This is a genomic window from Pedobacter sp. BG31 (genome assembly GCF_042464845.1).
Taxonomy (GTDB): domain Bacteria; phylum Bacteroidota; class Bacteroidia; order Sphingobacteriales; family Sphingobacteriaceae; genus Pedobacter; species Pedobacter suwonensis.
The window spans coordinates 114119-127179 of sequence record NZ_JBHNZK010000010.1; the positions used below are offsets into that span (position 1 = coordinate 114119).

The following is a 13061-nucleotide window of genomic DNA, read 5'->3' on the forward strand; positions in this document are numbered from 1 at the left end:
TGTATTTCACTTTTCTAATTTGCCGTCATTTCGAGCGGAGTGCAACGAAGTCGAGAAATCTATCTCAAGGTAGATCTCTCCACTTCACTGTGTTCCGGTCGAGATGACGATTTGTCTTCCAACAAAAAAGCGGAACTAAGTTACACTTAATTCCGCTTTGTCATACAGACCAAAGACTGTTGACTTCTGACTGAAGACTATTTCTTAGGCGCAGCTGGTTTTGCAGCAGTAGCTGAAATACCTAATTTAGTTTTAACTGCAGCGGTAATATCATCGCCACCATCCCAGAATACTAAATTGTTACCACCTTGACCGTTTGCAATATCAAAAACGTAAGCCAAACCTTTTTCTTTAGCGATAGCAGAAATTGCATTTGCAACTTTAGCCTGGATAGGTTGGAATAATTCACCTTGTTTGGTACCTATATCTTGTGATGCTTTGGTACGTGCATCGGTAATGCGTTTTTCCAAGTCCTGTAATTCCTGACCGGCAGCTTGTAATTCTTTACCTACTGTTTCTTTATTCGCCTCACTTAACGTTTTTTGTTTAGCCTCTGCAGCAGACATTTTAGTCTGATATTCTTTGATCATTGCATCAATATCAGCTTGCTTTTGTTTACCTAAAGTTTCTAAGGTAGTTTGAGCTGTTTTAGCTTCAGGTAAATTTGCAAAAACCTCTTCAGAATTAATGTGACCTAATTTTTGTTGTGCACTTGCCATATTCGCTGTAAACAATAACCCCGCTGCTACAAAGAATACGTTAATTAACTTTCTCATCGTTTTACTTTACTTTTTTTATTTTTTTCTGTTTGTTTTTCTTCAAAAATCAGGGACGAATATACTAATTATTTACGGTCCCTGGTTTATAACCTAATTTTACAATTACATCATTACTCACATCGTAACTGCTACTGGCATAAATCATCATTGTGGCCTCACTGCTCTTGTCGAAAATGAAGTCTAAATATTTAGATTTTGCAATCTGTTTAATGGCTTCAGCCACTTTATCCTGAATTGGCTTAATCAGTTTCACCCTGCTTTGAAAAAGATCTCCGTCTGGCCCAAACTTAGAGCGTTGAAACTCTTTAGCTTGTTTTTCTTTTTCTATAATCTCGTTTTCACGACGTTTGCGCATATCATCAGTTAATAAAACCTGATCTGCCTGATAAGCCTTGTACATTCTGTCGATTTCTGAAAAATTCTGATCAACCTGCTGCTGCCATTGTTTAGATGCCACATCCAGCTGGCTGAGTGCCGATTTATATTCTGGCAAATGTTTCAATATATACTCGCTGTCTACGTAAGCAAACTTTTGCGCAAAAGCACCAAAAGAAGTGCAAAGCAGGAATGCGATAAAAAGATACTTTTTCATTTGTGTATGTGTTTTAATGATATCGTTAATAACCTAAGCTTTCTTTAAACTCTTATTGCAATGATTTATTGCATAATTAGTTAATTTTTTGTTCTTTATCAATTAAAATCCACCTAATTGTTGTGCGATACTGAAAGTAAAGTTTTGTTTACCGCCATCCTGAACGCCAGGGATCCTATCAAATGCATGTCCGTAATCGATACCCAATAAACCAAATATAGGCAGGAAAATACGAGCACCAACACCAACTGATCTTCTCACATTAAAAGGATTAAAATCACCAAATCTATTCCAGGTATTACCAGCTTCAGCAAAGGCTAAAACGAAGGCTGTTGCCTGCTGACTCGCAATTACCGGATAACGGGCCTCCAATACATATTTGGTATAAATCGGGCTACCAGATTGTTGTGCAATTCTTGGGTCAGAACCATTTGGTATCACGGCATTGTTGGCATAACCGCGCATAGCAATTAACTCAGAACCCTGTAAGAAATCGAATCCCTGCATACCATCACCCCCCAGTTTGAAACGTTCGAATGCAGACTGGCCAACGGCTTTGTTATACTGCCCCAGGAAACCAAATTGTGCCTGGGCCTTAACTACCAGGTTGCCGACTACTCTCTGATACCATTGCGAATCAAATTTCCATTTATGGTATTCTGTAAAACGGTATTTCTCTTTGTCAGATGCCGTAGCATAGTTTGTTTTATTCAACAATGAAAACGGTGGTGTAGCCTGAACGGTGAAACGTAAAAACGATCCTGATTTAGGAAAAATCGGCGAATCTCTTGAATCACGGCTGATCTCTTGTGATAAACTCAGGTTATAAGATGTACCTGTATTAAATAAATATCCTGAATAATTGTTCAAAATATACTGTTGTAAACTTACCGCATGAGACAACTGGAAATAGTTATCAGGCCAGTTTAATCTTCTTCCGAGACTCACGGTTACCCCGTTTAAACGGATTTTTTGAAATAGAGCGTCGCCATTACTTAAACCGTTCGATTGTAATGAAGTAAATGCACTTACCCCAAAGCTTACCGGTTTCTCACCACCAAACCATGGTTGCGAAAAGGAGAAGCTATATGATTGGTAATATTTACCGTTGGTTTGCCCACGTAAGCTTAATTTCTGTCCATCGCCTTTTGGCAATGGTTTATATGCTTTTAAATTGAACAGGTTACGTAGCGAAAAGTTATTGAAAGTTAAACCTAATGTACCAATGATCCGGCCACCGCCAAACCCACCAGATAGCTCAATTTGATCTGAAGGTTTTTCTTCTACCGCATATTCAATATCCACAGTACCGTCAGCCGGGTTAGGGCGAGGTGTAGGTACTGTTTTAGACTCATCGAAGTTACCTAACTGACCAATTTCGCGAATGGTACGGATTAAATCGCTTTTGTTAAATTTCTGTCCCGGTTTAGTACGGATCTCACGTAAAACAACTTTGTCATTTGTAATGGTATTTCCTTTCAGCGTAATGCGGTTGTTGGTGTACTGCGGTCCTTCATACATACGTAATTCCACATCAACGGTATCTCCGTAAATTCGGGTCTGTACCGGATCGATATTAAAAGTTAAGTATCCGTTATCAGTATACATACTGTTAATGTCTCCACCGTTTTCACCACCGCCATTTAATTTTTTATTTAATCTTTCTTCGCTAAAAACATCACCTTTCTCAATCGTTAATACTTTATTTAAAATACTATCCGGATAGATGGCGTTACCTGCCCAGGTAATGTTACCGAAATAATACTTTTTGCCTTCGTAAAGGTCCATTCTGATGTTAACCTTTTTATCATTATATTGGTAAATGGTATCTTTTAACAATTCTGCATCGCGATAACCTTTCTCGTGCATTTTAGCAACCATTTTTATCTTGTTCTCCTCATATTTCTCTTTTGAGAATTTTCCGGAACCCCAGAAACGCCACCAGGCAAATTGTTTAGGGTTTTTAAGGAACTTTCTGAGTTTTGCTGATTTGAAATCCTTATTTCCGGTAAAATCGATGTGTTGTACTTTAACACGGTGTCCTTTATCAATATAAGCTTCCAGGACTACACTGTTTTCTGCATTCGGATCCTTGCGCGTTTTGTAATCGATTTTTGTAAAGAAAAAGCCTTTATCCAATAAATACTTTTTAACAATAGCGGATGTGGTATTGTATAGGTTATCGTTTACGATTTTACCTGTTTTATCATTCAGCTTTTCCTGAATGGCGGTTTTTTCAGATTTGCGAACACCTTTTAAATCGATAGAACTCAAACGCGGACGTTCTACTACTTCAATTTCAAAATAAACAGAATCCTGAACAAATTTTTCAACGTTAAGTTTAACATCATCAAACAGGCCCTGCGCCCACAATGTTTTAATTGCATCAGAAGTAGCCTCGCCAGGAAGAACGATTTTATCGCCTTTGGTCAACTTAGATAAGGTGATTAATACCTCTTTATCTAAATACTGGGTACCTGTTACAGTTGTACCTCCGATAATATACTCTTTCGGACTAAAATAATCGAGATCTAAGCCACCAACCTTTAACGAAGGGGTTACCGGAGCCTGACCTTGTGGACGTATTTGAGCGAAGGCCGGAGCGGCTAAAATGAGTAGGATTAAAACCTGAAATATTCTTTTCATTAAAATTATTTGTTCAGTAATGACCAAAAGGTAACGATGTTTTATAAAGCAGATTGCCTTTATCTTGTTCCCTTATTATGGTTTCATTTATCGTATAAAAGTGGTGCTAAGTTAGTTTAAACGCTTGTTAAAAAGTGTTAAAAGAAAAATTAGTTTAACTGTTCACTAATTTTACCAAAACGGCGTTCGCGTTTTTGATAGTCTACAATAGCCTCGAAAAGATTTTCACGTCTGAAATCCGGCCATAAAACATCAGTAAAATAAAACTCGGTATAAGCCATTTGCCAAAGCAGGTAATTGCTGATCCGGTGTTCGCCACTGGTCCTGATCATGAGTTCAGGATCGGGTATATTTACGGTTGTGAGTTTAGATGCAAACAGGTCTTCGTTAATATCATCCAGTGAAATGACATTTTCTTTTACAGCTGATGCAATTTTTTTAGCGGCTTCGATAATCTCCCATTTTGCACTATAACTTAAAGCAAGTGTTAAAGTACATTTTTCATTATGGGCGGTTTTCTCCATCGCTTCTTTTAAATCATCAATACACTCCTGAGGCAAAGATGCAATATTGCCAATGGCATTCAGCTTAACATTGTTTTTATTAAGTGTTTCAGTTTCTCTGTTGATGGTTGAAATTAGAATCTGCATCAAAGCATCTACTTCTTCTTTGGGTCTGTTCCAGTTTTCGGTAGAAAAAGCATACAAGGTAAGGTATTCGATACCCACTTCCACACAACCTTCTACAATATCTTTTACAGAAAGTACACCATGCTCATGTCCGAAAACCCGCACTTTGCCCTGGCCTTTAGCCCATCTTCCATTACCATCCATGATTACGGCAATGTGCTTTGGCAGGCGGCTATAGTCTATTTGTTCTTTAAATCCCATTAATTATGTCAAAATCAGCTTAAAAGGAATAGCATTTTGAGGATACAAAGGTAAAAGATATGCCAATACTAACAAATAGATAAGTATCCCTTTTTCTAAAATCGCCTCTTTGGGTGCCTGGCATTCCAATCTGGTTAGCTGAAGGATCAGATAAATTAACCCAGTAATCTCCGCTTTTAGCATAAGCTGGATTAGTTGGATACCTTCCGCTTACGTCATCAATATAATCTGTAAAAGGCGTCCTGTACCCCAATTCGGTAAAAACACTCCATGTAGATTTGTAATTATACCGTAGCCCAAGGCCATACGGAATAGTTAATACTGCATTATTATAGCCATTTTCCTGACCTTCGGTGGCTAATCGGTCTAACCGGTATTTTTCACCATAAACATTTACAGTTGGTTTAAACACAAGAAAACCCAGCCCTGTAAAAAGATAGGGCGTAAACTGACGCGTTCCGCCGCCCAGGTTAAAATTAAAAAAATTGAAATCTACCAGTCCGCTAAACTCATTTAACGTTGTTTTAAAACGCAGGTTTCTTTGGCGGAACTGTTCATTACGCGAATCGGCATCATCTGCCCTGATCTGTCCATAGGTGTAATTTAAACGGATGCCAACATATTGATTAAAATTCCGTTTTACATAAGCACCGCCTGAGAAACCACTTACCTGCAAGGGATTATTCTGGTTAAGATCGCCCATATAACCTGCTCCGCCAGCCATCATCCCAACTTCCCAGGAAGGGTTGCCCACCACTGTACGCTGTGCGCTAACCAGCTGCGTATTAACAATGAGAAGTAGAATAATTAACAGCTGTTTACCTGGAGTCATACTCAATAGTTACGGGTATCTATACCCCACAATAATTTATTCCTTAACGTGTTTAAATAGGTTTCATTATTAAGGCGGATAAGATTTAAGCAAAAATCTGCCTTTTTAATGCTAATTTTTACTGAACGCTCTACTGTAACTGTCCGGCTATCACATGAAACCAAAAATTTTGATTCCCTGGCTTCTACCTCGAAAGAGAGCTTATTGCTATCTGGCACAACAACCGGCCGTACATTTAAATTATGTGGGGCAATAGGTGTAATGACAAAGTTTTTAGAATCCGGATAAATAATTGGTCCACCGCAACTTAAAGAGTAAGCTGTAGAACCTGTTGGGGTTGCAATAATTAATCCATCGGCCCAGTAAGAGTTGATGAATTCATTGTTCATTGAGGCATGAATAATCATCATCGCCGAATTATCGCGGCGGTGAATGGTAATATCGTTCAAGGCAAAGTTCTCTTCACCAAATAAACCATTATCTGATTCCAGCCTTAAGAGCGATCTGGAATCTAAGGTATATTCTTTATTGATCAAGGCATGGAGTGCCGATCCGATTTCATTTTTATTGATACTGGCCAGAAAGCCAAGGCGGCCAAAGTTGATCCCGATTACAGGGATGCCTGAATTGCGAATCAATGATAAAGTATCAAGCAATGTACCGTCTCCACCTAAGCTCAACAATACATCTGCACGTTCCTTTAGTTCGGTATGGTTATGAAAAATAATGGTATTGGCCGGAAGTTTTATCTTCCCATGTAGCGATGTTTTAAATTTAGCATATAAAACAGGCTGAATATGATGTTCGGCTAAATGATTAAAAACCTCTTGTACATAGGGCAAAACCGTATCATTAAAATCCCTTCCGTAAATTGCAATCCTCATAAAGCAGGTTTATACATTTAAATAGTTCATGAAAGAATCGTAACGCTCCTGCGATCCATCATCAATCTGGGTGTTATTGTATACCTCTTTAACCAGATAATCATATCTTTCGAAAGCGGCTACCAATGAAGTAATTTCTGTTTTATTTACTTTGAGCGTTACCTCTAAACGCGTAGAATCTTCGAAAGAATTTACATACGAAGAGAGCACCTGTGTATTATCGGCTTCAACAATCTGGGCAATGTGGGCCAATGAATTATCGCGGTTACCGATTTCCAGAACAATAATTCCGCCTGCCTCGTTTACGGCATACTGTTCGGCCATGGCATTCACCATACAGATTACAGGGATTAAACCGGCGTAGTTTTTATGCTGATCCAAAACCGGAACGGCTGTTAAATTTAACTGGTTGAACAACCGGAGTACATCGTAAGCATGAGCATTACTAAACACAAATACATGAAGTATGTTTATGCCATTATCGCTTAGAAGCGTATCGTGATTAACAATGTTCAACAAATCATCTTCAGATACCAACCCCAATAAAGTTCCCTCGTTAACAACGGGCAAATGCTTTAGTTTAAAATCGTTCATACGATCTAAAGCTTTCTGTACCGTGTCATCGGCGCTTAATGATGGAATTGCATCTGATATGATTTCTGCTGCAAACATTTACTTTAACAATATTCTATCTAAAAACTTTTCTAAAAATGCATTAAATATCTGTGGGTGTTCCATCATAGGCGCATGCCCGCATTTATCAACCCAGTTTAATTCGGAGTTAGGCAACAGTTGGTGAAATTCTTCTGCCACTTCCGGTGGTGTAACCTTATCGTTTTTGCCCCATATCAATGAAACCGGTATGGTAATTTTGGAAAGGTCTTTAGCCATGTTGTGGCGTATTGCCGATTTTGCCATGGTCAAAATACGGATCACCCTTGATCTATCGTTAACTGTTTTAAAAACATCATCAACCAGTTCTTTGGTTGCTGTTGCAGGATCGTAAAAAGTAAACTCTACTTTTTCCTTGATATAATCGTAGCTCTCTCTACGCGGGAAAGACCCTCCAAAAGCATTTTCATATAAGCCAGAACTACCTGTAAGTACCAACGCCTTAACAAACTCCTGATGTGCCACTGTAAACACTAAGCCAACATGACCGCCAAGCGAATTGCCGATAAGCACTACCTGGTTTAAATTTTTATATTTTAAAAAGCGGTGAAGATATCTTGATAATGCTTTTACGCCCAATGTTAAAATAGGCAGTTCGTAAATTGGTAAAATTGGAATAATTACCCTGTAACGATCTTTAAACTGTTCTATAACCTGTTCCCAATTGCTGAGTTCGCCCATTAGGCCGTGTAGCAATACCAGTGTCTCGCCTGTTCCAGCTTCAATGTATTTAAATCCGTCTTCTTCTTTTATCGGGTAAGTCATATCTATTTTAGATGGTATTGTAATACTAAGTTAGTAGAGTAAAATTAAATTTATGCATTTATCAGCCATTTTTCTGAAATAAAATCGAAAACGGTATAAAAACGTCTTTTGCAAAGCGTAAAGCGATAAGCGTCGGCGATTGTTAACCTTCTGCCTTTAAACTTTTACCGCAATTAAGCGAGTTTTTCTTTAACGATCTCTGCAATTAATTTACCATCAGCTTTGCCGGCAAGTGCTGCATTTGCCATCCCCATTACCTTACCCATATCTTTAACCGATGTGGCGCCAGATTGTTTGATTACCCCTTCAATAATTGAGGCTACCTCTTCCCTGTCTAATTGTTTTGGCAGGAATTGATTAATTACCTCAATTTCCTCGTTTTCTACCTGATATAAGTCTTCACGGTTTTGTTGCCTATAAATATCAGCCGATTCACGACGCTGCTTAATCAGTTTCTGAAGAATTTTGATTTCCGCTTCTTCTGTAATTTCTTCTGAAGACCCTTTTTCTGTTTTAGCCAACAGTAAAGCTGCCTTTATTGCTCTTAAGCCTCTTAACTGTGCATTATTTTTAGCCAGCATGGCTTTTTTAATTTCCTGATCTATTGTATTTGATATCATTTTCTCTTAATCGTTAATCGGTTAATTGTTCAAATCGGTTAATCGCAGAAACACATACTCCTAAAACCTAATTTGTTTTTTTTGTAGTTGGTTATTTTTTCAAACCGGTTAATTGTACAGTTATCAATTTAAACAGTTTCAAAGGTTAGTCGCCAGAGCAGTTAACCAATTTATACAGTTTACACAGTTAACCTAACTAACCTCTATTTACTATCGTTGCGGTAGCTTGTGCAGTTGGCATAATGAGCATGTCGTTGATATTAACATGTTTTGGTCGGCTCACCACGTACCAGATGGCATCGGCAATATCATCGGCAATTAGTGGTTCCAGGTTTTCGTATACCTTTTTTGCACGGTCTTCATCACCTTTAAAACGCACCACCGAAAATTCAGTTTCTACCATACCCGGATTAATTTCAGTAACCTTTATGCCATGGGGCAATAAATCGATACGCATGCCTTTGCTCAAAGCATCTACCGCATGTTTACTGGCACAATATACGTTTCCGTTTGGATAAACTTCTTTACCGGCAATAGAACCAATGTTGATAATATGTCCTGACTGATTGGGAATCATCCAATTGGAAACAATTTTAGTTACATAAAGCAAACCTTTCACATTGGTATCAATCATGGTGTCCCAATCATTTGTGTCACCTTTATCAATAGGATCTAAACCCTGGCTTAAGCCCGCATTGTTGATCAGAACATCAACCTTTTTCCATTCTGCGGGCAAGGCCTCTAAAGCAGCCGTGAGGCTTTCGTTATTGCGGACATCAGACAAAACCTGCTGAATGTTAATGGCATATTTATCTGCCAAATGATGAGCAACTTTTGCCAAACGATCATTTCTGCGGGCCAGTAATATCAGGTTGTAACCTTGCTGAGCAAATGTATGGGCACAAGCCTCACCAATACCAGAGGTTGCACCTGTAATTAATGCTATTTTAGACATTTCTATGAATTTTAAGTCTCGGTAAAGCTTTTTAAAAAAGCTTTAATTTACCTATACCAACAAAGGTAAGTTTTTTTGGATTGCCTGACTATTGAAAAATCAAACTGAATGTTAATTGACGTAATTTCAACTTATCTATCGGATTGGCATAAACGGTATTGTCATGCTGCAGCAAATCGTTGGCCGAATAGGAGAGTTTTATTTCGGGCGACATTTTAAAATACTCAAAATAAATATCAAAACCAATACCTGTTTCGTACGACAGGTAATTCCTTTTATTTTTTAAAAACTTGTTTACCGCCGCCTCTCCTTCATCGAAGGTTTTCTTTTTAGAAGCGATATCAACTGAATATTTAGCTCCGCCAAGCCAATACACCCTAAAATTATTCAAGCGGTTCGATTTAACCTTTATGCCTAAGGGAAATTCGAACATGGTAGCCTGTACTTTCTTGTCAACTATTGCCTGGAAGTTTTTAGTTTGCCCGTTGCCCACATCAATCGGGGCCATAGGCTCATACTCATAAGTAACTACCCGATCACTAAAAATAAGCGAAGGTGTTGCACGGATATCAAAGTTGTCTGATATCATTCTGTTCATCACAAACCCTAACCCAAAGCCTTGAGAGGGAGCACTGGAAATAGCATTTAAGTTTGGAGTAATTGGAATGCCCGAATTTGGATCATATGACGGATCAAGCGCGTTTGGCACTTCATAAAAAGGCGATCGCCAATTCGGCTTTTTAAGAATTTTGTATTCGGCCGATATGTACTGAAAATTAAAACCAAAACTCCAGTCTTCATCATCTATCCCCCCGCCCCAGTTTTGCGCAAAGGTGGCTGTAGAAACCATCAAAAGTGAAAGAATGAAGCTTAATTTTCTGATCATTTAGTTCCTACATATATCGAACTTATTCCAAACGTTAAAATTCTTTGTTTGGTACTTTTAAACCCAACTTTTTCCATCAGGCTGGTAAAATCCTCTCCGTCTGGGAACGCGGCTACCGATTCTGGCAGATATGTATAGGCTCTATGGTCTTTCGAAAAGAGTTTTCCAAAAAAAGGCGTTACCTGCTTAAAGTAAAAACTATACAACTGTTTTACCGGAAAAACTTTTGGTTTCGAAAATTCCAGAATCACCATTTTACCGTTGGGCTTTAATACCCTGTACATATCGGCTAATCCCTTTTCAAGATTTTCGAAGTTGCGCACCCCGTATGCGCAGGTAATGGCATCGAACGTATCGTTTTCAAAATGCAGCCCCTCAGAATCGCCTACCTGAACGGTAAAAACTTCATTTAAAACACGTTCGTTAATTTTCTTCCTGGCCACGTCTAACATGCCTTCCGAGATATCAACACCAATTACGCGTTCCGGATGAAGCTTTTTTATGGCCTCAAAAGCAAAATCACCAGTTCCGGTGGCCACATCAAGTAAAGTTCTTGGATGGATAGATACCAGTTCTTTAATGGCTTTTTTGCGCCATAAAACATCAATTCCTAAAGAAAGAAAATGGTTTAAAAAATCGTAAGTACCAGAAATGTTGTTGAACATGGTTGCAACCTGCTCTTTTTTAGTTGCATTTTCTACCTGGTATGGAGTAATATTCTGATTCATGATATGAAGCAAAGATAGATAAAAGTCGGGAGTCTTTAGTCCGGAGTCCCAAGTCTTTGGTGCAAAGTATTCACCGTAGTGTCAAAAATCAGATTAAAGAACATCAGTTTGTACTTCCGACTTCGAACTTCGGACTTCGGACTCAAAACCATACCTTTGCATTATGATTATCAAAACGGCAACATTTGTTTGCAGCAACACACAGATTTCGGCATTACCGGCACCACTTATGCCTGAATATGCTTTTATTGGCCGCTCTAATGTGGGTAAATCTTCATTGATCAACATGCTGGTTAATCAACATGGATTGGCCAAAACTTCTCAGCGCCCCGGAAAAACACAGTTGATAAATCACTTTTTAGTTAACGAGGCCTGGTATATTGTCGATTTGCCGGGTTATGGTTATGCGAAGGTTTCTAAAACCAGCAGAGAGAAATGGGAGAAATTTATCCGGGCATACATCACTAAAAGAGAAAGCTTACAATGCGTTTTTGTTTTGATAGACAGCCGTTTAGAACCACAGGGAATTGATATTGAATTCTGCTACTGGTTAGGTGAAAAACAAATTCCCTTTTCGCTGATTTTTACCAAAGCAGATAAACAAGGGATGACTACCACCCAGAAAAACGTTGCGGCCTTTAAGAAAAAGCTGGGCGAATTTTTTGAAGAAATTCCAGCTACTTTTATCACTTCTGCTGAAAAAGGAACCGGGAAAGATGAAGTTTTAAACTTCATTTATGAGGTAAATAAAGATTTCGTCGTTCCGACAGACTATAAGAAGTTTTAAACATTTTCCAGTCTGCAGTACACAATTTCAGTTTAACGTCTAAAATCTGTGTAATCAGATAATCTGTGTCATCATCTTAAAAAAATGAAAAAATACTTTTCACTCGTATTATTCGCTCACTCTGTTTTTGCGCTGCCATTCGCCATGATCGGTTTCTTCTTGGGCGTAACTACAACAGAAAATCCATTTTCATGGTATAAACTTATTCTGGTTTTGCTTTGTATGGTTTTTGCAAGAAATTCGGCCATGGCTTTTAACCGCTACCTCGACCGGAATATTGATGCGAAGAACCCAAGAACCAAAATGCGCGATATCCCGGCAGGAAAAGTTTCGGCCAATGAGGCACTTACTTTTGTCATCATCAATTGCCTGCTATTTGCCATTACCACTTATTTTATTAATCCACTATGTTTCTATTTATCTCCCGTGGCCTTATTTGTGGTTTTGTTTTATAGTTACACCAAACGTTTCACTGCACTTTGCCACCTGGTATTGGGCCTTGGACTCGCCCTTGCCCCTATTGGTGCCTATATTGCCGTAACCGGACATTTTGCACTGGTGCCTGTACTTTACTCGTTAACTGTATTGTTCTGGGTAAGTGGATTTGATATCATATATGCACTTCAGGACGAAGAATTTGACCGAGAAGAAAAATTACATTCCATCCCATCGGCACTTGGCATTAAAAATGCTTTGAATGTTTCTGTGCTATTGCATATACTTTCAGCCGCCTGTGTTATTTTGCCTGTGTTTTTTTCATCCTTTAGCTGGGTTTATTACGTAGGTATTGTGTTTTTCTGTTCAATGCTTGTTTATCAGCATTTACTGGTAAAACCAAATGATATCAGCAAAGTAAACAGGGCATTTCAAACCTTAAACGGTTATGCATCTGTAGTGTTTGCCATATGCTTTTTAATAGACGCGTATTTAAGACATAAATAATTGAATGAATGATTGAATTTGAATGAGAGATTATAACATTGCGTCATAAAAACATTCACGCCTTCAATCATTCCCATATTAAA

General features: G+C 38.4%; 14 protein-coding genes. 2 read left to right on the forward strand and 12 right to left on the reverse strand.

The features are described from left to right. Positions 1 to 197: 197 nt before the first annotated feature. The 12 genes from ACFE6N_RS13685 to ubiE all read right to left on the reverse strand — a co-directional run bounded on the left by ACFE6N_RS13685 (position 198) and on the right by ubiE (position 11249). Positions 198 to 776, reverse strand: coding sequence for an OmpH family outer membrane protein (locus ACFE6N_RS13685; RefSeq protein ID WP_378937321.1), 579 nt, complete (start codon positions 774 to 776; stop codon positions 198 to 200). 64 nt (positions 777 to 840) lie between these two features. Next, positions 841 to 1371 (reverse strand): OmpH family outer membrane protein, encoded by a 531-nt coding sequence (locus ACFE6N_RS13690; RefSeq protein WP_090986068.1) that lies wholly within the window; start codon positions 1369 to 1371, stop codon positions 841 to 843. Positions 1372 to 1473: 102 nt separating this feature from the next. After that, entirely contained in the window at positions 1474 to 4017 is a 2544-nt protein-coding gene (bamA, locus tag ACFE6N_RS13695) for an outer membrane protein assembly factor BamA (RefSeq protein WP_293744344.1), read from the reverse strand. Positions 4018 to 4166: 149 nt separating this feature from the next. Continuing rightward, entirely contained in the window at positions 4167 to 4907 is a 741-nt protein-coding gene (locus tag ACFE6N_RS13700; RefSeq protein ID WP_090986071.1) for an isoprenyl transferase, read from the reverse strand. A 19-nt stretch (positions 4908 to 4926) separates the two neighbouring features. After that, positions 4927 to 5739: a DUF6089 family protein gene (locus ACFE6N_RS13705; RefSeq protein WP_378937324.1), complete on the reverse strand. Its 813-nt coding sequence runs from the start codon at positions 5737 to 5739 to the stop codon at positions 4927 to 4929. 2 nt (positions 5740 to 5741) lie between these two features. Next, on the reverse strand, positions 5742 to 6623 hold the full coding sequence (locus ACFE6N_RS13710) for an NAD kinase (protein ID WP_293744342.1): 882 nt from the start codon (positions 6621 to 6623) through the stop codon (positions 5742 to 5744). 9 nt (positions 6624 to 6632) lie between these two features. Beyond that, positions 6633 to 7295 (reverse strand): CBS domain-containing protein, encoded by a 663-nt coding sequence (locus ACFE6N_RS13715; RefSeq protein ID WP_378937326.1) that lies wholly within the window; start codon positions 7293 to 7295, stop codon positions 6633 to 6635. After that, positions 7296 to 8060, reverse strand: coding sequence for an alpha/beta fold hydrolase (locus tag ACFE6N_RS13720; RefSeq protein WP_090986078.1), 765 nt, complete (start codon positions 8058 to 8060; stop codon positions 7296 to 7298). A 173-nt stretch (positions 8061 to 8233) separates the two neighbouring features. Further along, the gene (locus tag ACFE6N_RS13725) at positions 8234 to 8680 is read right to left on the reverse strand and encodes a GatB/YqeY domain-containing protein (protein WP_090986080.1); all 447 of its coding nucleotides are present in this window, start codon (positions 8678 to 8680) and stop codon (positions 8234 to 8236) included. A 196-nt stretch (positions 8681 to 8876) separates the two neighbouring features. Next, entirely contained in the window at positions 8877 to 9635 is a 759-nt protein-coding gene (locus ACFE6N_RS13730) for an SDR family NAD(P)-dependent oxidoreductase (protein ID WP_378937329.1), read from the reverse strand. A gap of 88 nt (positions 9636 to 9723) precedes the next feature. Then, on the reverse strand, positions 9724 to 10521 hold the full coding sequence (locus ACFE6N_RS13735; RefSeq protein WP_378937331.1) for an outer membrane beta-barrel protein: 798 nt from the start codon (positions 10519 to 10521) through the stop codon (positions 9724 to 9726). Beyond that, positions 10518 to 11249, reverse strand: a complete 732-nt coding sequence (gene ubiE, locus ACFE6N_RS13740) for a bifunctional demethylmenaquinone methyltransferase/2-methoxy-6-polyprenyl-1,4-benzoquinol methylase UbiE (protein WP_378937333.1) — start codon at positions 11247 to 11249, stop codon at positions 10518 to 10520. Before ubiE ends, ACFE6N_RS13735 begins: the two co-directional genes overlap by 4 nt. 163 nt (positions 11250 to 11412) lie before the next feature. Between ubiE and yihA the strand changes: the two genes are divergently transcribed. Continuing rightward, positions 11413 to 12036 carry a ribosome biogenesis GTP-binding protein YihA/YsxC gene (gene yihA, locus ACFE6N_RS13745; protein WP_090986086.1) on the forward strand — a complete coding sequence of 208 codons (624 nt, stop codon included), beginning with the start codon at positions 11413 to 11415 and terminating at the stop codon, positions 12034 to 12036. An 84-nt stretch (positions 12037 to 12120) separates the two neighbouring features. Then, positions 12121 to 12978: a UbiA-like polyprenyltransferase gene (locus ACFE6N_RS13750; RefSeq protein WP_090986088.1), complete on the forward strand. Its 858-nt coding sequence runs from the start codon at positions 12121 to 12123 to the stop codon at positions 12976 to 12978. Positions 12979 to 13061: the final 83 nt, after the last annotated feature.